Source organism: Lachnoclostridium sp. An76 (assembly GCF_002161355.1).
In the GTDB taxonomy this organism is placed as follows: Bacteria; Bacillota; Clostridia; order Lachnospirales; family Lachnospiraceae; genus Mediterraneibacter; species Mediterraneibacter caccavium.
Genome location: NZ_NFHL01000001.1, coordinates 315,322 through 334,366, shown reverse-complemented (window position 1 = coordinate 334,366; position 19,045 = coordinate 315,322). Strand labels below are relative to the sequence as shown.

The following is a 19,045-nucleotide window of genomic DNA, read 5'->3' as shown; positions in this document are numbered from 1 at the left end:
GGTTGACCCTGTATGCCTGCCGGGAGTATAATGGAACTCACAGTTTGACCTGCTGCTGACTGCAGCAGCAGGTTTTAAAGGAACTGAAAATCAGATAACAGAGGATGAGAACATGATCAAGAGCATGACCGGATTCGGCAGATGTGAGATACAGAAAGGATCCAGAAAATTTACAGTAGAGTTAAAGAGTGTGAACCACCGCTATCTTGATGTGAATATCCGGATGCCAAAGAAGCTGAATTTCTTCGAGACCGCGATCCGGACACTTTTAAAATCATACGCAAACAGGGGAAAGGTGGATATTTTCATTACTTATGAAGATCTCTCCCAGTCCCAGGTATCCGTAAAGTATAACGCGGCCCTCGCGGCGGAGTACCTGAGATATCTCCGTCAGATGGAAGAGGAGTTCGGACTCGAAAATGACGTCCGTGTCTCCACGCTTTCCCGCTATCCCGAAGTGTTTACCATGGAGGAGCAGAGCGAGGATGAAGAGGAATTGTGGAATGGCCTGAAGGAAGCTCTGGAAGGTGCCTTCGGGCAGTTTGTGGAGACGAGGAAGGCAGAGGGTGAGAACCTGAAAAAAGATATCCTCTCCAAACTGGATTTCCTGGAGACAGAGATCGTCTTCGTGGAGGAGCGCTCACCGCAGATCGTGGCGGAATACCGGGCGAAGCTGGAAGAGAAGATGAAAGAGCTCCTGGCGGATACCCAGATCGAGGACAGCCGGATCGCGGCGGAGGTGATCCTGTTCGCGGACAAGATCTGCACGGATGAGGAAGTCGTCCGGCTGAAGAGCCATATCCAGCATATGAGGGCGACGCTGGAAGAGAAGGAAGGGATCGGGCGCAAGCTGGACTTTATCGCCCAGGAGATGAACCGGGAGGCAAACACCATCCTATCCAAGGCAAATGACCTGGAGGTGTCCAACCACGCCATTACCCTGAAGACAGAGATCGAGAAGATCCGTGAGCAGATCCAGAATATCGAGTGACAGCGGGAGGGGAAAGAGTCATGAACAAAAAAGGAATTTTGATCGTTGTTTCCGGTTTTTCCGGATCCGGGAAGGGGACGCTGATGAAGGAGCTGCTCTCCAGATACCCGGATACATATGCCCTGTCCATCTCAGCGACAACGCGCTCGCCGAGGGAAGGCGAGGAACACGGGCGGGAATATTTTTTCATTTCCAAAGAGGAATTTGAAAAAATGATTGCCAAAGAGGAACTGATAGAGTATGCTAGATACGTGGAAAATTACTATGGCACTCCGCGGGAGTATGTGGAGCAGAAGCTGGATGAGGGGAAGGACGTGATCCTGGAGATCGAGATCCAGGGCGCCCTGAAAGTCAAAAAGGCTTTCCCGGATACCCTGCTTTTGTTTGTCACGCCGCCCAGCGCCACAGAGCTGAAAGAACGCCTCGTGGGCAGAGGGACAGAGACAATGGACGTGATCAAGTCCAGGCTGGACCGTGCCTGTGAAGAGGCGGAAGGTATGGACAGTTACGATTATCTGATCGTCAACGATGACCTGGAGACCTGCGTGGAGGAAATGCACGAGATCATCCGGGGAGAACACCACAGAAGCTTCCGGAATGAAGCATTTATGAAAGAGATAAAAGAAGATCTGGAGAGATTGAAAGGAGAAGATTAAATATGCTGCATCCATCTTATACGGATTTGATGAAAGTGGTCAACAAAGATGTGGAAGAAGGGGAATCCAAGATCGTAAACAGCCGTTATTCGATCGTGATGGCAACTTCCAAACGCGCGCGCCAGCTGATCGCCGGCGACCTTCCGCTCGTTGACGCGAAAGAGGGAGAGAAACCACTCTCCATCGCCATTGAGGAGCTCAACGAAGGCAAATTGAAGATCATGGCTGAGAATGCAGAAGAAGAGTAAGAAAACAGCGGGCAGATGCACATGTGGTATCTGCCTTTTTTCTGACAGACTGAAAACGGAGGAATTTATCACACTATGAAGATACTATTTATCTCCCTTGGCTGCGACAAAAATCTCGTTGACACGGAAGTCATGCTGGGGCTTCTGGCGTCCCGCGGCTATGAGATGACAGACGATGAGACACAGGCGGATATCATTGTGATCAATACGTGCTGCTTCATCCACGACGCCAAGGAGGAGAGCATCCAGAATATCCTTGAGATGGCAGAATATAAAAAATCCGGCCGGGCAAAAGCGCTCATCGTGACCGGATGCCTCGCCCAGAGGTACCGGCAGGAGATCCTGGACGAGATCCCCGAGGTGGACGAGGTGCTGGGCACCACTGCTTACGATAAGATCCTGGACGCTGTGGACGCCGCTCTTGCCGGGAAACAGGAAGTGATGCTCTCAGATATCGACGCGCTCCCGCTTCCGGACACAAAGCGGCTCGTAACGACAGGAGGGCATTTTGCCTATCTCAAGATTGCGGAGGGATGCGATAAGCACTGTACCTACTGCATCATCCCGAAGATCCGGGGAAATTTCCGCAGCGTTCCCATGGAGCGTCTGGTAAAAGAAGCGGAAGGACTGGCGGAGCAGGGAGTGAAAGAGCTGATCCTTGTCGCTCAGGAGACCACCCTCTACGGGAAGGACCTGTACGGGGAAAAGTCGCTCCATGTGCTGCTCAGGGAGCTCGCGAAGATCAGCGGTATCCGGTGGATCCGCATCCTTTACTGCTATCCGGAGGAGATCACGGACGAGCTCATACAGGTTATGAAGGAGGAACCAAAGGTCTGCCATTATCTGGACCTGCCGATCCAGCACGCAAATGATGAGATCCTGAAGAGAATGGGGCGCAGGACGTCCAAACAGGAGCTCGTGGATATCATCGGGAAATTAAGGAGAGAGATCCCGGATATCTGCCTGCGGACCACGCTCATCACCGGGTTCCCGGGAGAGACGAAAGAACAGCATGAGGAGCTGATGGATTTTGTGGATGAGATGGAATTTGACCGTCTGGGCGTGTTCACTTATTCGCCGGAAGAAGATACCCCGGCTGCCGTGATGCCGGACCAGATCGACGAGGAGGTCAAGGAGGCGCGCCAGGCAGAGCTCATGGAGCTCCAGCAGGACATCGCCTTTGACAATGCCCAGGACATGGTCGGCAGGGAAGTGCTGGTGATGATCGAAGGGAAAGTGGCGGATGAGAATGCTTATGTGGGGAGGACTTACAGGGACGCCCCGAATGTAGACGGACTGATCTTTATCAATACGGACGAGGAACTGCTCTCAGGAGACTTCGCGCGGGTGAAGGTGACAGGGGCAGTGGATTATGATCTGATAGGAGAATTATTATGAATCTACCAAACAAGCTGACAGTTTTGAGAATTATCATGGTACCGTTTTTTGTGTTTTTCATGCTCACGGATGTGGGAGGCGCGGCGAATAAGTGGATCGCGCTGGCGCTTTTTGTGATCGCCAGCCTGACGGATATGCTGGACGGGAAGATCGCCAGGAGGTATCATCTGGTGACGAATTTCGGCAAGTTTATGGATCCGCTGGCGGACAAGCTGCTCGTCTGCTCCGCCATGATCTGCCTGATCCCTTCGGGGAAGCTGGACGCGGCTATTGTCATCGTGATCATAGCCAGAGAGTTTATCATCAGCGGATTCCGTCTCGTGGCTTCTGACGCGGGCATTGTGATCGCGGCGAGCTGGTGGGGCAAGTTCAAGACCGTGTTCCAGATGGCGATGATCATCGTGCTCATCGCGGATCCCGGCGGTGTGTTTGACCTGATCGGCACGATCCTGATCTGGGCCGCTGTCGCACTGACGGTCATCTCTCTGATCGACTATGTGTGGAAGAACCGCCAGGTGCTCACACAGGGCGGGATGTAGGGCGCAGATTTAAAATGCAGGAAACAGGCACGAACGGGAGTCCCATCCTGTTTTGCATAAAACTGCCTCAGGGCAGAAGAGTTACAACGAGGAGGTAATAAGAAATGAGTCAGTTAGAAGAGTTGGGATTTGTGTTAAAGCATGTCGGGATCAACTGTGAGAACGAAGACGAGGCATGTTCCGTGGCACAGAAATTCGAGGAGATCTTCGGGTTTACGAAGAAAGTGGGCAACAGCTCCGTGTTCGCCGGGACAGAGGTTGAGGCGATGAAGACGCCGTATCTCGGGAAGCACGGCCACATTGCGGTGGGGACCACGGATGTGGACAAAGCGGTAGAGTATTTAAAGAGCCAGGGCGTTGAGTTCAACATGGATTCCGCAAAGGTAAAAGACGGAAAAACAACGGCGATCTACCTGAAAGACGAGATCGGCGGGTTCGCGGTGCATCTTGTAAAAAAATAGTAGCAGTTGCGATTGACGAATAATGTAAATTATGCGAAAATAACTCATATATGGTACAGATGGATTTCCCGCGGCAGGCGCGGAGGATCTGTGCCGCACAGACAGTCCGTGTTTCAGCGGTTTATGAACAGGACTGTTGGTTTTTGTGCGGAATCATGTGCTGTATGTAGAAGAAAATCATACATATTGAAAGGAGTTTTAACATGATTTATTCACATGAAGTAGAAATGATGTGTCCGGTGGCTCAGGGCGCGAATCACGGACCGGCTCCGATCCCGGAAGAAGCGAAATGGGTACAGGCTAAGGAGATCAAGGACATTTCCGGTTTTACACACGGCGTTGGCTGGTGTGCACCGCAGCAGGGAGCATGCAAACTGACACTGAACGTAAAAGAGGGCGTTATCCAGGAAGCACTGGTAGAGACACTTGGATGTTCAGGAATGACTCATTCCGCAGCGATGGCATCTGAGATCCTTCCGGGCAAGACGATCTTAGAGGCACTGAACACAGACCTTGTCTGTGATGCGATCAATACAGCAATGAGAGAGCTCTTCCTTCAGATCGTATACGGAAGGACACAGAGCGCATTCTCCGAGGACGGACTTGCGATCGGCGCTGGTCTGGAAGACCTTGGAAAGGGACTCCGCTCTCAGGTAGGTACAATGTACGGCACACTTGCAAAAGGTCCTCGTTACCTTGAGATGGCTGAGGGATATGTAACAGGTATCGCTCTGGATGAGAATGATGAGATCATCGGATACCAGTTCGTAAACCTCGGAAAAATGACAGACTTCATCAAGAACGGCGATACACCGAATGATGCATGGGAGAAGGCAAAAGGACAGTACGGCCGTGTTGACGATGCAGCGAAGATCATCGATCCGCGCAAAGAGTAATACACAGGCGGAACGGCGCTTTTAGTAATCTCAACAAAGGTAAATAAATCAGGAGGATATATAAATGGCTTTATTTGAATCATATGAAAGAAGAATTGATAAAATCAATGAAGTTTTAAACAGCTATGGCATCGCTTCTCTTGAAGAGGCTGAGAAGATCACAAAGGATGCCGGACTGGATGTTTACAACCAGATCAAAGGCATTCAGCCGATCTGCTTTGAGAACGCATGCTGGGCATACATCACAGGCGCAGCGATCGCGATCAAGAAAGAGTGCAGGAACGCGGCAGACGCGGCGGCAGCGATCGGAGAAGGCCTTCAGGCTTTCTGTATCCCGGGATCTGTTGCTGACCAGCGTAAAGTAGGTCTTGGACACGGAAACCTCGGAAAGATGCTCCTGGAAGAGTCCACAGACTGCTTCTGCTTCCTGGCAGGACATGAGTCATTCGCAGCGGCAGAGGGTGCGATCGGTATCGCTGAGAAGGCGAACAAAGTCCGCAAGAAACCGCTCCGTGTTATCCTGAACGGTCTTGGAAAAGACGCTGCAAAGATCATCTCCAGGATCAACGGATTTACATACGTTCAGACAGAGTATGACTACTATACAGGAGAGCTGAAAGAAGTATCCCGCACAGCTTACTCTGACGGACTCCGCTCCAAAGTAAACTGCTACGGAGCAAACGATGTACGTGAAGGCGTTGCCATCATGTGGAAGGAAGGCGTTGACGTTTCCATCACAGGTAACTCCACGAACCCGACACGTTTCCAGCACCCGGTTGCAGGTACATACAAGAAAGAATGCGTAGAGGCAGGAAAGAAATACTTCTCTGTTGCATCAGGCGGCGGCACAGGACGTACGCTCCACCCGGACAACATGGCAGCAGGACCGGCTTCCTACGGTATGACAGATACAATGGGCCGTATGCACTCTGACGCACAGTTTGCAGGATCCTCATCCGTACCGGCTCACGTTGAGATGATGGGTCTGATCGGTGCAGGAAACAACCCGATGGTCGGTATGACTGTTGCTGTTGCAGTTTCCATTGAGGAAGCGGCAAAGGCAGGCAAGTTCTAAGAGGAACTGTACGGAAGAAACAGATAGAAATTAAATGGAACAGGAGTGGCTCTGCATATCAGTGCGGGTCACTCCTTTCGTTCTAACCGTAAAAAGAAAGCAGGGAGAGATCAGACATGAAGGTATTATTGGTCAACGGAAGCCCTCATGCGAAAGGCAATACTTATATTGCCCTGCATGAGATGGAGAAAGTATTTGAGCAGGAAGGGATCGAGACAGAGATCCTGCATATCGGGAACCAGGCTGTGAGAGGATGCATTGCGTGCGGCTCCTGCGCCAAAAACGGGAAATGCGTCTTTGAGGATGCGGTGAATGAGGCTGCCCCGAAGTTTGAAGAGTGCGATGGGATCGTGCTGGGAAGCCCGGTGTATTACGCGTCCGCCAATGCGACTCTGTCAGCGTTCCTGGACCGGCTGTTTTACAGCACTCATTTTGACAAAACGATGAAAGTGGGAGCCTGTGTGGCGGCGGCGAGAAGAGGCGGCCTGACAGCTACCTATGACGAGCTGAACAAGTATTTTACGATCTCAGGCATGCCGGTGGCGTCCGGGCAGTACTGGAACGGCATCCACGGAGCGGCGCAGGGCGAGGCGGAACAGGATCTGGAAGGGCTCCAGATGATGAGGACACTTGCCAAAAATATGACGTTCCTGATGAAGAGCATCGCGCTTGGGAAGGAAGCGTACGGGCTGCCGGAGAAAGAGCCGGCGTGCAAGACGAATTTCATACGGTAGGCAGATCCGGCAGCCTGCATGAAAGATGAAAGGAGAGACAGGATATGAGGAAGATCAGTTTGTGATCGAATTATAAGAGGAAACAGCAATGAGAGAGATGGAATTTACGATCGAGGATACAGAGGCGCTCAAGCCCGGGATGGAAGTAAATGTGACGGAAGGCGTCCTGCCGTCATCTTACTATTATATGATCGAGCATGCTCTCGGTATGAGCGCGAATTTCAAACAGGCGGAGCGCCTTAAGACAAGAAGGGGGACTGTGAAGGAATTAAAAGAGACTCCGCAGTTCCACATTGCAGTGCTTGAATTTGATGAGTAGGGCGCTGCGCGGGATGAAAAGGGCGGCGCCGCGCAGATAACAGAAAATCTGATAAAAAGGAGAGAAAAGCAATATGGGAAAGACGACAAAAAAACTGACCCTGTCCGCCATGTTCCTGGCGATCGGGATGGTCCTGCCGTTTTTGACAGGTCAGATCCCCCAGGTCGGGAATATGATGCTTCCGATGCATATCCCGGTGCTCCTGTGCGGGCTGATCTGCGGATGGCAGTATGGGGCAGTGCTCGGTTTCATCCTTCCTCTGGTGCGGTATCTGGTCTTCGGGATGCCGGTACTTTTCCCCACAGGGACCGCCATGGCATTTGAACTCATGACTTACGGGCTGGTGATCGGGCTGATATACTCGTTTTCGCGATGGAAATGTATCATTTCCCTTTACCGTGCTCTGATCGGAGCCATGATAGCAGGGCGCATCGTGTGGGCAGCAGCGCAGATGATCCTGCTTGGAGTGTCCGGAGGTACCTTTACGATGAAAATGTTCCTGGCAGGCGCGTTTTTTAACGCAGTGCCCGGGATCATCATACAGCTGGTCCTGATCCCGACAGTTATGGTGGCGCTCGGCAGGACAGGGCTTGTACATTTCCACACGCACAGGAAAGAAGAAGCTGCTGAGTAAAAATGATCGGATCATATAAAGGCCTTACTGATCTTCAGAAATAAAGCTGAGGATCAGTAAGGTCTTTTCGTTCATAACAGGGAGAAATTTCCCGGTAATGACCAGATAACAGTTGATAAATACAGAACTAAATGTTATAGTATGAATAATACTAATAACAAATCAAAAAATATTTCGCACAAGGCAGGGGAGGCAGGCCGGATGAGCCAAAACGTACCTGAAGAATTTGTCAATAAAAATCTGTGGGAAATGTTCAGGAAAAGATTTAAGAGCCACACTACGGAAGCGTCATACTGGTCGGATATCATGGAATTCTGCCGTTTCTGCGGGAAAAAAGCCGAAGATACGGAGAAAGGGGACGCAGACCGCTATTATGCCTATATGAAAGAGCGGGCGGAGAGTGGGAAAATAAGCCCGCTTACTGTGACAAAGAAGTTCCGGGAGCTTCATTCCTTTTTTAAATTTGCGGAAGAAGAGGCCGGGCATGACGCGGTGTACAGGGACTGGTTTTACCCCTATCTCAAAAATATGGAAAAGGAAAAAGGACTTGCAAGATCCATTCCCGTGGAGGATATGGACGCTCTTCTGAAAGCTGCGGCAGACGACCTGGCAGCTTATACGATGCTGACCCTTATGTACCGGGCCGGGCTTTCCTCTACGGAGATCACAGAGCTGAACGGCCCAGATGATCTCGTACTGTACGGGGAGGATGGATACGTCCTGATCCCGGAGAGGAGAGAGCCGTGCTATATCCCTCCGGATGCGTGGGCGATACTGATGGAGTATCTGGATCAGAGGGAAGTGCATCCAAGCCTTTTCTATAACAGGAGCGGAAGACGGCTGAATACGATGTACATCAGCCGTATGATGAAAAAATACTGTCAGAAAGCCGGGATCAGCCAGTACAGTGCTGAGGCGGTAAGGAACTGCTGCGCGTTTAACCTGTTTTCCTATGGGGCGACTCCGGGGCAGGTGGCAGAGCAGATGGGGCGGACGCAGCAGCAGATCCGTAGATACAAAGGGGTAAGTTACCGGGGAAACCTTAGAAGAAAGGCGGATGAGCTGGTGAAGATACGGATCGAGAGCCCGCGGTGATGCACTGCCATTAATCTGACAAGTATTAACGTTTAACCTGACAAGTACTAGTGTGCGAGATCTAATGCGAGAAATATCTGCGCACAAGGCAGGATACTACACCAGCGGCGCAGAATCCGAAGAGCATATTGTGCATAGAGCCGTAGACTTCCAGCGCGCCTTTCAGTCCGTACAGGATCTCCGGTGTCTCCGGCAGGAAACGGTACAGAAGAAAAGCGAGATAGGACGAGGCAAAAACAAGCAGAAAGGAGACAAGCCCCCGTCCGGTATCTTCTTTTCGATATCCCAGTTCATCCCTCACGCGCACTCTTGTCATGGACCAGAGCAGCGCAATAAATTCAAAGAGCAGGAAGATCGCTGCCACACAGAGATAGGCTGCCAGTGTCATGGAGATCTTCCGTGTGCGGACAGACTCCAGGATATCACCATAGGGCGTGCTTGCCCTCCAGAATGTATAGGTCACATAGGCTGCTGTCGCCAGGAACAGGACCGCGGTAAGACAGCGGATGAGGGCGGCAGCGGCGCGGGACAGTGCCCGGCCTCCTCTGCGGATGGGGGCTGCGAGTGGCACACCTCTTCTGCTCCTCCGCCGGGCGGAGAGGGGAGCTTCCTCATCCCTGTCCTCATATGAGCTGTCATCTCCATAGCGGTCCTCGTATATGCTGTCCGCCTCATAGCTGTTCTCATTTTCGCGGCGGAATGTCCCGTGATCTGCGCGGCGGGCCGGACTGCGCCTGCTGCTGTATGAGTCAGGGACATCCTCCCAGCCGTCTTCATAAGTCACTTCAAAATCATCATCAAATATATCTGAAAAATCTGTTTCATGTTTCATGTTCTTTCCTCGCTTTCCGAAAAAACTTCCCTTATGTTATAACTTTTTCTTATTCAGTACAAGGTTTCATTTCAAAATTTCAAAAAGATTTTATACATCTTACAAAAGTGTAAGCCAGTCAGGGAGAATTGTAAGCTGTCTGAATGGAAGCATCCTTACGGATTCTGTTACCATAAATATGCAGACAGGAAACAGAGATTCACTGACAGTAGGAGGAAATAGAAAATGAAGCAGAAAAAAGACAGACGGATGTGCAGGGCGCTAAGCTGGGTCCTTCTTGCGCTTCTGGTGATGATCATAGTGCCGATCGGAGCGCTGATGTTTGTGATATCCGGACTCTGGTCCGCGGCAGACAGAGCCCTGCTCAGATTTAACAGATAGCTCTCTCTTTTTACATTATTTCACAAATCTTTTCAAAATCTTAAGAATTAACTTGCGGTTATCTTAAGAAGGCTTTTTTACAATAAGACCGTAAAGACAGGAGTTACTGCGGGAGAGTGCTTCCGCGGACAGATACAAGGAGATAAAGGAAAGAGGAGGGCTTATCTGTGAAATACATTACATTTGCAGTTCCGTGTTACAATTCGGAAAATTATATGAGGCGGTGCGTGGATACGCTCCTGGAAGGAGGAAGGGATGTGGAGATCATCCTCGTCAATGACGGCTCCACGGACAGGACGGCTGAGATCGCGGATGAATATCAGCTAAAGTATCCTGACATCGTGCGGGCGGTTCATAAGGAAAACGGCGGCCACGGCTCCGGGGTAAACAAAGGTCTGGAACTGGCGCGGGGGATCTATTATAAAGTGGTGGATTCCGATGACTGGCTGGATAGGGAGGCGTACCTGAAACTCCTTAAGAAGATAAAAGATTTCTGCGCGGACGGAAACAGGGATTCCGGGCAGGAGATACCGGATCTTTTTGTATGTAATTATGTGTACGACCATCTGGATGAGGGGAAGAGCCGCGTGATGGATTACCGGAATATCTTCCCGAAGGAAGAAATGTGCACATGGAATGATATCGGGCGGTTTAAGCCGTCCCAGTACCTGATCATGCACTCGCTGATGTTCCGCACGGACGTCCTGAGAAGATCCGGCGTGAAGCTGCCCGAGCATACGTTTTATGTTGACAATCTGTTTTCTTATCAGCCGCTTCCGTATGTGGAGAGCATCTGTTATATGGATCTGGATCTGTACCACTATTATCTTGGGCGCGAGGACCAGTCAGTCAATGAAAAAGTGCTCATGAAACGGATCGACCAGCAGATCCGTGTGACAGATCTGGTGGCAAAAAGCGTGGATCTTCAGGCTGTGAAGGAGAAGTATCCGAAACTGGCGGTCTATATGACCCGGAATATCTCTGTCATGCTGTCTATTTCATCCATCCATCTTCTCCTGATCAGGACAGCGGAGGCGGAGCAGAAGAGAAAAGACATGTGGAACAGTATCAAAGCATACAATGCAGCGCTTTATTACCGGCTGAGATACTCTACACTGAGCGGCCTGACATACCTGCCGGGGAAACTGGGAGGCAAACTGACGGTCGGAGGTTACCGGTTCGCCCGGAAGATCTATCAGTTCCAGTAGGAAGATCTGTCAGTTCCAGTAGGAGGAGCTGTCAGTCCCAGTCAGAGGAGCTGTCAGTCCGGCAGGAAGAGCTGTCAGTTCCGGCAGAAAGATAGATACAGAAGAGGGAGGCATACATACTTATGGCACAGATCTATATCGCCTTTGTCGATACCCCGGGTTTTTTCGCGGGGATCATCCGCAGGACCATCCGGCAGAAATATATCCATGTGGCAGTGGGACTGGATCCTTATCTTGAAGAGGCGTACAGCATCGGGCGGAGACACCCTTCCATCCCGCTGATCGCGGGCTTCGAGAAGGAAGATAAGAGGAAGATCCTGCGGGCATTCCCGGATGCGGATTATATGGTGTGCAGCATGGAGTGCACGGCAGAGCAGAAAAAATATATAGAGAACGAGTTAAGGAAAGCCATGAAAAGAAGGTTCCGATATCACTACGCAGTGCTGGGACTGCCGTTCATCCTGATGAACAGGCCGTTTTACCAGAAGGATCACTATACCTGTTCTTCCTACATCGCCAGGCTTCTGGAAGAGGCGGGCGTCTGCAGATGGGGGAAACATTTTTCTCTCGTCACGCCGAAGGATTTCTACGAGTACAGGGATAAGCAGAAGATATTTGAGGGAAGCTTAAGAGAACTGGCGGATGCGGTAAGGAAGGAGCCGGAACTGAAAAGACTCCCGGTATTCCATCTCGCCCGTCCGGCATTTGCCGGTACAGCGTATATAAAGCCCGCATATCAGAATATGCGGAATAGGGGGGACAGAACATGAGTGCCAGAAAAAGGGCTCTTCAGATCGGGCTCTTCCTTGTGATCATGCTGATGACTTTTTATGCGCTCTTCAGCGGGCGAAACCTGTCGGAGATCGCTCATGCCGTGGCAGAGATGTCGCCGCTGTACCTGATCCCGGCGGTGGGGCTTGCGGTGTTTTTCGTGTGCGCGGAAGGCTATATGATCTGGTATCTCCTGCGGTCTATGAAAGCACATAAGAGCGGCGGGAAAGGCAGTTCCCTGTTCCGGTGCATCCAGTACTCCTTCATCGGGTTTTTCTATTCGGGGATCACTCCGTCCGCTTCCGGCGGCCAGCCCGTACAGCTTTACTACATGAATAAGGATGGGAACCGGGGCTCTGACAGCACGGTCGTGCTCATGACCGTGGCAGTGGCGTACAAATTCGTGCTGGTAGTCATGGGATTCGGGATCCTGCTCTTATGGTTTCATCCCCTTACCGGAGAAATGGGGAAATATTTTCCGCTTTATCTCCTGGGACTGTCGCTGAATGTGATCCTTGTGATCATTATCCTGGGAGTCATGCTGTTCCCGAAAGTGATCTTAAAGGCAGCCATGCTCTTTGAAGGGCTTCTGATCCGCATGAAAATATGGAAACCCTCAGACAAGCGGGAAGGGAAGATCCGGGAATTTATCGACAGCTACGGGAATGCAGTGACCTGGCTGAAAGCGCATAAAGGGAAGCTGGCGTTTATCATTTTTGTGACATTCCTGCAGAGGTGCAGCGTGTTTGTGCTCACTTATATGGTATACCTTGGATTCGGGCTGGAGGGGACTTCCGCCATGAAGGTGATCCTTCTCCAGGCGTCGGTGTACATCGCGGTGGATATGCTTCCGCTGCCCGGAGCGCAGGGGATCACAGAGCTGATGTACCAGGCGGTGTTCGCCCATGTATTTACCGGGATGTACCTGATCCCGTCCATGCTGGTGAGCCGGGGGATCAATTTCTATTTCCTGCTCGTGGTGAGCCTGGTCACAGTGATCGCCGTCCGGATAGGGGATAAGAGAAGCCGTGCCAGGGCGTGAGGGCTGGATCCTGGTCTGAAACAGAGGATCTGAAAAGAATTTCAGTATCATAGGAAAAATATAGGAAATTGCCTGGTAAAATATTCTTTCAAAAAAGGCAGGAAGAGAAGGGATGCGATATGGGACAGAGGATTCTGGTCGCGGATGATGAGGAAGGGATCGTACTTCTTTTGAAGGATTATTTTGAGCTCCAGGGATATGAGGTGATCACAGCCGGAGGCGGGATGGAGGCGCTTGACAGGATCCGGTGCGGTCCGGATATGAGGATCTATGAAAACGTCCGGGGATATGACGCATCCGGCGACAGTTCGATCGTGGCAGAGCATGTCCGCCGGATCAGGAATAAGATCGCAGAATATACGGATCAGGAAGTGATCCGCACGGTATGGGGAGTGGGGTATCAGTGGATTGGATCGACGAAAAGATAGGACAGATCAGGCATCGGATACAGGATCTTTCTGTAAAATGGGCGCTGGCAGCATATTTGCTGCTGGCCTTTTTTGCTGCGTTTGTCTGCTCCTGGCTCATACAGCAGCTCTGCATCAGCCGGTGCAATGAGATCCTGTACCCTTACGGAGTGGATGTATACAGGGAGAGGATCGCCGGGAATATCTATTATTCCGGGACAGAGGCGGCGATGTACCTGCTTTCTGATGGAGAGCGCGTGGAGATCCGGCTTTTGCAGCTCCTGTCAAATGCAGCGCCGTGGATCCTTACCGGCTGCGGGGCAGTCTGTGCGGCTGTCCTCTTTTACAGGATGCGGCTCAGGCGTCCGTGCGAGATCCTGAAAAACGGCGCGGCGGAGATGGGGAGAAAGAATCTGGATTTTGAGATTTCCTATGACAGCAGGGACGAGATGGGAGAGCTGTGCCGGACCTTTGAACGGATGCGCAGAGAAGTGGTCGCGGACCGGGAAGAGTTGTGGCGGAGGATCGAGGATCAGAAAGAGATCAATGCCGCGTTTGCCCATGATATGCGCACCCCTCTGACGGTGCTGCGGGGATATCCAGATCCTGTGCGGGGAAGGAAAAGACATGCACGGGGATCAGAAAGATACGGCAGAAGACTCGTTATGGCTGGATGGATCGCTGTTCCTGGAAGTGCTGGAAAATCTGCTTTCCAATGCACTGCGCTATGCGAAAAGCAGAGTGGAGATCACACTGGATCATAAGAGAGAGACAGAAATGCTTTTCCTGTATGTACATGACGACGGGCCGGGGTTCGATGAAAAAGAAAGTCAGTCACGGAACCGTATTTCCGCGGGAGCCGGGAAGCGGCGGCAGACGGCGGAGGACAAGGCAGCGGATACGGAAACGGATATAAAAGCGGGCATTTCGGCATCGGGCTGCATATCTGCCGTGTGATCGCCGAAAGGCACGGAGGCGTCCTGAATGTGGCCAACGGCATGGACGGAGGGGCTTTTGTGAGTGTTTCATTTTTCTGCGGAAAGTCTTAAATCTTTGTAGAAGGAAAATAGGATTTATATCTGGAAATCACAAACGTGCAGTTCAGGCATAATGCATGGCAGCATCTCCTGCTCAGCGCCCTGCTGCTCGCGGTGTCTCCCCTTGTGCTTGGCATCTCCAATCTGGATGCATCGCAGAGCGCAAAGGTGCTGGAGACTTATGTGGCGCTGGTGGGGATCCTGCTCAGCCTTCTTTTCTCGGCTCTCCTCACCCTGATATTCCTGTTGGTGATGAGAGCGGGAGACTGCGAGATGGAGCCGGTGAAATATTATTTCGGGACAATGGCAGAGGTCATCGCCTTTGGAGGCCTGGGGGCTTTGCCTACGCAGTCAGCGACAATCTCATCGTGGGATACATGATCCCGCTTGGATACTATGTGGCAGGCATAAGCGCGGGGTACAGATATATGAAAAAGCTTTACCCCTTCGGTATGCTGACGGACTACGAGACAAAATACTGGATCCTGGGTGCGGGGATCGTGCTGATGGTGTGCGGAGTGGTGGTGTTTCGGAGACGGAGATGAGAAATCGATCCCCGGTATTTTTTTTGCAGATTCCTAAATTTTATAGGAAATGCAGAGATGCTGTATACAAAGATACATAATTAAGATAAACTGAAAAAGAAAATATGTGAAAAATGAACAAAATCAGAGAGTGACAGAAGGAGGGAGAAACGGTATGCCGATGAATATCCTGATTTTTCTGATCATCTGGCTTATGGGGTTTTTCATCCTGGCGGGGGTGCTCTATTTTATTTCCAGACATAATCTCTGGTTCCGTAAATATGGACTTACCCTGTTCATGGGACTCCTTGTCATGGGATTTACGGTTTACTTCACAGGATATTTCTTTGGGAATATATCTGGCGGGAGCAGTCTGCTCCATGCTATTGGAAGTGCATTTCTTGCATTATTCAGTTCAGGCAGGATCATGGTGATGGAGCTTGACATCGGAGAGACAGGATCTCTTTACATGAATGAACTGTACCGCATGATCTATGGTATTGTGATGTTCGCAGCGATGGTCATGTTGGCAGCGATGGTACTGGCAAACATCGGCGGGGGAATCCTCGGCAGGATCCGGCTGATATTCATAAAGGCAGTCGGAACGCGGAAAAATCTCTATTTTTTCTACGGACTTAACCGGGATACTGTGGAACTGGTGTCGGATATCCATAGAAAAGATCCCAGCGGCACGCTGTTTCTTTTAAGTATAAGGGATGAGGAATATCGGGAAGAAAAAGAACGCCGGGATCTGGAGAATGAAGCCTTCCAGTCGGGAGCGTTCAAAATCGTATTTAATCCGGAGAGAAGCCTGCGCTTCCTCATACGGGCGGCACAAAAATGTAAAGGGGAGACACATGTACTCTGCATGAAGCAGGAACGATGGAAAAATGAGTTATTGGTCCGGCGTCTCTGCGAAGAAGCTGAAAAAACGGATCGGCTTCATCTCTATGCCTTTTACGAAAACGAAAAGAGCGGGAAGATATCAGAGGACGAGGTATACAGAAAATCAGATGTCCACTGGACGCAGCCGGAGGAGCTGGCGGCAAGGGGGCTTCTGCTGTCACCGGATTTCCTGAAGATTTTTCCTGATGAGAGATGTGCAGAAGGCAGGATTGACAGCGAACTTCGTCTTGCTATCGCAGGATACTCCGCAGCAAACGAGGTGCTGTGCAGGTATTTGATCTGCGGTGTCCAGGCTGCCGGTCTCCGCCTGCGGATCCAGTTTTTGGGAACAGCAGAAGAAATGCGGAAAGAGACTGCCTTCTTTTTTCGGGCAAATCCTATGCTTTCCCTTGCCGCGGAGATGGACCTGACCGGTATAGAGCCGGGCTCAGAGGATTATTATCATTATCTTCTGGATGAAAAGGAATGTCCTCACGCTGTCTTTTTCATTGGAAAATATATGGATGAAAATGTGGGATCTGCGCTTAAGACTGCTGAATTTCTCGAAAGAAACGGTAAAAGCCTTACAATGTTTGTAAAAGCAGAGAGCGCAGGGGTGGATCGGTGTGTGCTTGAGCGCTCCGGGGTGGTGGTATTCGGCTGCCGTGAACAGGTCTGCAGTTATGATGTCCTGATCGGGGAAAAGTTGGATGCTATCGCCAGATCAGTTCATATGTACTATCAGAGATTTTACGGCGTAGACGGAGATGTACATATCCTGTGGAGTCAGGCAGGAGTTTATGAAAAAATGTCAAGCAGGGCACTGGCTTTGAATATCCGGTGGAAGGCGAGATGTGCAGGATTCGACCTGATACCGGGAAGACCGGACGGAAGTTATGAGAAAGTGGCAGCGGCTGATAAAAGGCTGATGGAGAATCTATCTATTGGCGAGCATAGAAGATGGCAGGCATATCTGGTCACTGAAGGATGGAAGAGTGCAAGACCGGAAGAACTGCCGGCGGGAAAGAATAAAGACATAATAACAAGGCGTCACGCATGTCTGGTCCCCTGGGAGAAGCTGCCGGAAGTAAGCGGTTTTTACGGAATTGATTACCAATATCTGGACCGGATTTTTGTCTGTTCGCTGGAGAAGATCGCAGGGGAAGCCGGTTACGCATTAAAAAGAAGGAGGCGTGAGAATGAGAGTGGTTAATCCAAAAGACTATTATCATCCGCAGGATCGTAAAGCCCTGCGGGAACTGCAGCAGATCCCGGGATTTTCAGCAGTGCTGAAGGCATTTATGAAGGCGTTCAGCGAGAATATGATCCAGGGTATGAATATGTCAAATAAGGTCCGGATCACGGACAGGCAGCTTCCGGAACTTTACCGTCTCTTACCGCCGCTGTGCGAGACACTGGGGATTGCTGAGCCGGAGTTCTACCTGGAACTCAATCCGGTAGCAAATGCCTATACGATGGGGGACAGCATCATTTCCATCACGGTCACATCAGGTCTGATCGAACTGATGGATGAGAAACAGCTGACTGCAGTGATTGCCCATGAGTGCGGGCATATTGCCTGCAGACATGTGCTCTATCATACGATGGCAGATGTAGTGCTTGGAGCAGGCAGTGCGGTACTGGGAGGAAATCTGCTCACAGCAGGTCTTCAGCTTGCCTTTTTTCACTGGCAGAGGTGCAGTGAGCTGAGCTGTGACCGGGCTGCCGCTATCTGTATGGACGGTTATGAGACAGTGGCTGAAGTGATGGCGCTTCTGGCGTCGGGAAGCGCGGAACTGGCGAAAAGGATCGATATGGATCTGTATATGGAGCAGGCAGAGGAATATCGGGATTTTATGAACGATTCCGGGTGGAACAAGATGCTTCAGTATTATGCGCTGATGAGCCAGAGCCATCCGTTTCTGTCTGTCCGTGCCCTGGAAGTCAGAGAATGGTGCGGATCAGACTTATTTAAAAGCATCATGGATTACAAGTATGAGCGCGGATCCAGGCTGGTAACCCGGAAAGGGCTGTGCCCCGGATGCGGGCGGGAAACAATGGAAGAATGGGAATTCTGCAGATACTGCGGACACAGACTGCGGGGAAAGGAGCAATCATGAGATTATTTGACGGGCAGACAGGATATCTGAAACTTGACGAGATCGTACAGGAGAGACCGACTTTCAAAAAAGCCATGGAAGATGGGAAGGTGACAGACACGGAGATGAAGGAACAGGCGGAACTGGTACTCGCACTTTTAAAAGAACTTGAGGAGCGCCTGTCCGATGAAGAGGAAAAACTGATGACGGACGCGCTGTGTGAACTGGCGGTACTGTACGAGATGAATGCATTCAGAGAAGAGCAGGAGGGATGAAGGATGGGCACTTTTAATACAACAAAATTTATTTCCACAGAGCTTACGGATTTTTCTGAAATCATAGAGAATGTGGGAACCAGACTTGCCGGAGAAGGATACACGTTTACCAAAGAGAGCGGCGCTGTGGGGGATTATTTTAGTGTAACAAAGGGCGGGATCTTCAAATCGGTACTTGGAATGAAGACTGCGCTGAACGTAGAGCTGACTCAGATGCACGGAGGCGTCAGCGTGTCAGCGAAGGTCGGAATGTTCGGACAGCAGGTGATACCTACTATGATCACACTCTTTGTGGCGTGGCCGGTAATACTGACGCAGATTGGCGGGATGGTGGAACAGTCAAAACTTGATGAGAAGGTGATCGGGATGTTGGAAGAGGAGATCCGCAGAGAAGAAAAGGAGAAGGTATCTGCTGCGGATATTTCTCAGAATCCGCAAGGCGGATCAGCGGAACCGGGAACATTCTGTACTTCATGCGGAGCAAAGCTTTCCGCCGGAGCGCGGTTCTGCAGTTCATGCGGCAGTCCGGTACAGTGAG

Annotated in this window: 25 protein-coding genes; 24 read left to right on the top strand and 1 reads right to left on the bottom strand. The window is 50.9% G+C overall.

The window, feature by feature from the left end; genetic code table 11:
• The first annotated feature begins 112 nt into the window (after positions 1 to 112).
• From B5G27_RS01635 to B5G27_RS01580, 12 genes are all read left to right on the top strand, one after another.
• Positions 113 to 991 (top strand): YicC/YloC family endoribonuclease, encoded by an 879-nt coding sequence (locus B5G27_RS01635; RefSeq protein WP_087177239.1) that lies wholly within the window; start codon positions 113 to 115, stop codon positions 989 to 991.
• 20 nt (positions 992 to 1,011) lie between these two features.
• Entirely contained in the window at positions 1,012 to 1,647 is a 636-nt protein-coding gene (gene gmk / locus B5G27_RS01630) for a guanylate kinase (protein ID WP_087177238.1), read from the top strand.
• A 2-nt stretch (positions 1,648 to 1,649) separates the two neighbouring features.
• Positions 1,650 to 1,895 (top strand): DNA-directed RNA polymerase subunit omega, encoded by a 246-nt coding sequence (gene rpoZ, locus B5G27_RS01625; RefSeq protein WP_087177237.1) that lies wholly within the window; start codon positions 1,650 to 1,652, stop codon positions 1,893 to 1,895.
• A gap of 75 nt (positions 1,896 to 1,970) precedes the next feature.
• Entirely contained in the window at positions 1,971 to 3,293 is a 1,323-nt protein-coding gene (gene rimO, locus B5G27_RS01620; protein ID WP_087177236.1) for a 30S ribosomal protein S12 methylthiotransferase RimO, read from the top strand.
• The gene (gene pgsA, locus B5G27_RS01615; RefSeq protein WP_087177235.1) at positions 3,290 to 3,832 is read left to right on the top strand and encodes a CDP-diacylglycerol--glycerol-3-phosphate 3-phosphatidyltransferase; all 543 of its coding nucleotides are present in this window, start codon (positions 3,290 to 3,292) and stop codon (positions 3,830 to 3,832) included. The genes rimO and pgsA overlap by 4 nt, the downstream gene beginning before the upstream one ends.
• A gap of 104 nt (positions 3,833 to 3,936) precedes the next feature.
• Complete coding sequence (locus tag B5G27_RS01610) at positions 3,937 to 4,293, top strand: VOC family protein (protein ID WP_087177234.1); 357 nt, start codon at positions 3,937 to 3,939, stop codon at positions 4,291 to 4,293.
• Between the two features lie 203 nt (positions 4,294 to 4,496).
• Positions 4,497 to 5,189, top strand: coding sequence for an iron-sulfur cluster assembly scaffold protein (locus B5G27_RS01605; RefSeq protein ID WP_087177233.1), 693 nt, complete (start codon positions 4,497 to 4,499; stop codon positions 5,187 to 5,189).
• 64 nt (positions 5,190 to 5,253) lie between these two features.
• On the top strand, positions 5,254 to 6,264 hold the full coding sequence (locus B5G27_RS01600) for a GGGtGRT protein (RefSeq protein WP_087177232.1): 1,011 nt from the start codon (positions 5,254 to 5,256) through the stop codon (positions 6,262 to 6,264).
• A gap of 116 nt (positions 6,265 to 6,380) precedes the next feature.
• A complete protein-coding gene (locus tag B5G27_RS01595; protein WP_087177231.1) occupies positions 6,381 to 6,998 on the top strand; it encodes a flavodoxin family protein in 618 nt (205 codons plus the stop codon).
• A gap of 88 nt (positions 6,999 to 7,086) precedes the next feature.
• Complete coding sequence (locus B5G27_RS01590; RefSeq protein ID WP_087177230.1) at positions 7,087 to 7,317, top strand: hypothetical protein; 231 nt, start codon at positions 7,087 to 7,089, stop codon at positions 7,315 to 7,317.
• A gap of 73 nt (positions 7,318 to 7,390) precedes the next feature.
• Positions 7,391 to 7,951: an ECF transporter S component gene (locus B5G27_RS01585; RefSeq protein WP_087177229.1), complete on the top strand. Its 561-nt coding sequence runs from the start codon at positions 7,391 to 7,393 to the stop codon at positions 7,949 to 7,951.
• A gap of 201 nt (positions 7,952 to 8,152) precedes the next feature.
• Complete coding sequence (locus tag B5G27_RS01580; protein ID WP_087177228.1) at positions 8,153 to 9,046, top strand: tyrosine-type recombinase/integrase; 894 nt, start codon at positions 8,153 to 8,155, stop codon at positions 9,044 to 9,046.
• A gap of 61 nt (positions 9,047 to 9,107) precedes the next feature.
• On the opposite strand, the gene B5G27_RS01575 is transcribed toward B5G27_RS01580, so the two are convergent.
• Complete coding sequence (locus tag B5G27_RS01575) at positions 9,108 to 9,878, bottom strand: hypothetical protein (protein WP_087177227.1); 771 nt, start codon at positions 9,876 to 9,878, stop codon at positions 9,108 to 9,110.
• A gap of 225 nt (positions 9,879 to 10,103) precedes the next feature.
• On the opposite strand from B5G27_RS01575, the gene B5G27_RS15900 reads away from it, so the two are divergent.
• From B5G27_RS15900 to B5G27_RS01520, 12 genes are all read left to right on the top strand, one after another.
• On the top strand, positions 10,104 to 10,259 hold the full coding sequence (locus B5G27_RS15900) for a hypothetical protein (protein WP_162611164.1): 156 nt from the start codon (positions 10,104 to 10,106) through the stop codon (positions 10,257 to 10,259).
• Positions 10,260 to 10,426: 167 nt separating this feature from the next.
• Positions 10,427 to 11,467 (top strand): glycosyltransferase family 2 protein, encoded by a 1,041-nt coding sequence (locus B5G27_RS01570; protein WP_087177226.1) that lies wholly within the window; start codon positions 10,427 to 10,429, stop codon positions 11,465 to 11,467.
• A gap of 122 nt (positions 11,468 to 11,589) precedes the next feature.
• A complete protein-coding gene (locus B5G27_RS01565; protein ID WP_242958197.1) occupies positions 11,590 to 12,237 on the top strand; it encodes a hypothetical protein in 648 nt (215 codons plus the stop codon).
• Positions 12,234 to 13,280 (top strand): lysylphosphatidylglycerol synthase transmembrane domain-containing protein, encoded by a 1,047-nt coding sequence (locus tag B5G27_RS01560; protein ID WP_087177225.1) that lies wholly within the window; start codon positions 12,234 to 12,236, stop codon positions 13,278 to 13,280. The genes B5G27_RS01565 and B5G27_RS01560 overlap by 4 nt, the downstream gene beginning before the upstream one ends.
• A gap of 119 nt (positions 13,281 to 13,399) precedes the next feature.
• Positions 13,400 to 13,708 carry a response regulator transcription factor gene (locus B5G27_RS01555; protein WP_087177224.1) on the top strand — a complete coding sequence of 103 codons (309 nt, stop codon included), beginning with the start codon at positions 13,400 to 13,402 and terminating at the stop codon, positions 13,706 to 13,708.
• Complete coding sequence (locus B5G27_RS01550; RefSeq protein WP_162611163.1) at positions 13,684 to 14,451, top strand: HAMP domain-containing protein; 768 nt, start codon at positions 13,684 to 13,686, stop codon at positions 14,449 to 14,451. The genes B5G27_RS01555 and B5G27_RS01550 overlap by 25 nt, the downstream gene beginning before the upstream one ends.
• Complete coding sequence (locus B5G27_RS15895; RefSeq protein WP_162611162.1) at positions 14,429 to 14,644, top strand: hypothetical protein; 216 nt, start codon at positions 14,429 to 14,431, stop codon at positions 14,642 to 14,644. The genes B5G27_RS01550 and B5G27_RS15895 overlap by 23 nt, the downstream gene beginning before the upstream one ends.
• A gap of 137 nt (positions 14,645 to 14,781) precedes the next feature.
• Complete coding sequence (locus tag B5G27_RS01540; protein WP_087177221.1) at positions 14,782 to 15,105, top strand: hypothetical protein; 324 nt, start codon at positions 14,782 to 14,784, stop codon at positions 15,103 to 15,105.
• 318 nt (positions 15,106 to 15,423) lie between these two features.
• Entirely contained in the window at positions 15,424 to 17,346 is a 1,923-nt protein-coding gene (locus tag B5G27_RS01535; protein ID WP_087177220.1) for a hypothetical protein, read from the top strand.
• Positions 17,333 to 18,253 carry a M48 family metallopeptidase gene (locus B5G27_RS01530; protein ID WP_087177219.1) on the top strand — a complete coding sequence of 307 codons (921 nt, stop codon included), beginning with the start codon at positions 17,333 to 17,335 and terminating at the stop codon, positions 18,251 to 18,253. The genes B5G27_RS01535 and B5G27_RS01530 overlap by 14 nt, the downstream gene beginning before the upstream one ends.
• On the top strand, positions 18,250 to 18,507 hold the full coding sequence (locus tag B5G27_RS01525; protein WP_087177218.1) for a hypothetical protein: 258 nt from the start codon (positions 18,250 to 18,252) through the stop codon (positions 18,505 to 18,507). The genes B5G27_RS01530 and B5G27_RS01525 overlap by 4 nt, the downstream gene beginning before the upstream one ends.
• Positions 18,508 to 18,510: 3 nt before the next feature.
• On the top strand, positions 18,511 to 19,044 hold the full coding sequence (locus B5G27_RS01520) for a zinc ribbon domain-containing protein (protein WP_087177217.1): 534 nt from the start codon (positions 18,511 to 18,513) through the stop codon (positions 19,042 to 19,044).
• Position 19,045 lies beyond the last annotated feature (1 nt).

Bases quoted from the DNA above. Each gene is read 5' to 3' on its own strand.
- B5G27_RS01635 (WP_087177239.1), top strand. From the start codon at position 113: ATGATCAAGAGCATGACCGGATTCGGCAGATGTGAGATACAGAAAGGA.
- gmk (WP_087177238.1), top strand. From the start codon at position 1,012: ATGAACAAAAAAGGAATTTTGATCGTTGTTTCCGGTTTTTCCGGATCC.
- rpoZ (WP_087177237.1), top strand. From the start codon at position 1,650: ATGCTGCATCCATCTTATACGGATTTGATGAAAGTGGTCAACAAAGAT.
- rimO (WP_087177236.1), top strand. From the start codon at position 1,971: ATGAAGATACTATTTATCTCCCTTGGCTGCGACAAAAATCTCGTTGAC.
- pgsA (WP_087177235.1), top strand. From the start codon at position 3,290: ATGAATCTACCAAACAAGCTGACAGTTTTGAGAATTATCATGGTACCG.
- B5G27_RS01610 (WP_087177234.1), top strand. From the start codon at position 3,937: ATGAGTCAGTTAGAAGAGTTGGGATTTGTGTTAAAGCATGTCGGGATC.
- B5G27_RS01605 (WP_087177233.1), top strand. From the start codon at position 4,497: ATGATTTATTCACATGAAGTAGAAATGATGTGTCCGGTGGCTCAGGGC.
- B5G27_RS01600 (WP_087177232.1), top strand. From the start codon at position 5,254: ATGGCTTTATTTGAATCATATGAAAGAAGAATTGATAAAATCAATGAA.
- B5G27_RS01595 (WP_087177231.1), top strand. From the start codon at position 6,381: ATGAAGGTATTATTGGTCAACGGAAGCCCTCATGCGAAAGGCAATACT.
- B5G27_RS01590 (WP_087177230.1), top strand. From the start codon at position 7,087: ATGAGAGAGATGGAATTTACGATCGAGGATACAGAGGCGCTCAAGCCC.
- B5G27_RS01585 (WP_087177229.1), top strand. From the start codon at position 7,391: ATGGGAAAGACGACAAAAAAACTGACCCTGTCCGCCATGTTCCTGGCG.
- B5G27_RS01580 (WP_087177228.1), top strand. From the start codon at position 8,153: ATGAGCCAAAACGTACCTGAAGAATTTGTCAATAAAAATCTGTGGGAA.
- B5G27_RS01575 (WP_087177227.1), bottom strand. From the start codon at position 9,878: ATGAAACATGAAACAGATTTTTCAGATATATTTGATGATGATTTTGAA.
- B5G27_RS15900 (WP_162611164.1), top strand. From the start codon at position 10,104: ATGAAGCAGAAAAAAGACAGACGGATGTGCAGGGCGCTAAGCTGGGTC.
- B5G27_RS01565 (WP_242958197.1), top strand. From the start codon at position 11,590: ATGGCACAGATCTATATCGCCTTTGTCGATACCCCGGGTTTTTTCGCG.
- B5G27_RS01560 (WP_087177225.1), top strand. From the start codon at position 12,234: ATGAGTGCCAGAAAAAGGGCTCTTCAGATCGGGCTCTTCCTTGTGATC.
- B5G27_RS01555 (WP_087177224.1), top strand. From the start codon at position 13,400: ATGGGACAGAGGATTCTGGTCGCGGATGATGAGGAAGGGATCGTACTT.
- B5G27_RS01535 (WP_087177220.1), top strand. From the start codon at position 15,424: ATGCCGATGAATATCCTGATTTTTCTGATCATCTGGCTTATGGGGTTT.
- B5G27_RS01530 (WP_087177219.1), top strand. From the start codon at position 17,333: ATGAGAGTGGTTAATCCAAAAGACTATTATCATCCGCAGGATCGTAAA.
- B5G27_RS01525 (WP_087177218.1), top strand. From the start codon at position 18,250: ATGAGATTATTTGACGGGCAGACAGGATATCTGAAACTTGACGAGATC.
- B5G27_RS01520 (WP_087177217.1), top strand. From the start codon at position 18,511: ATGGGCACTTTTAATACAACAAAATTTATTTCCACAGAGCTTACGGAT.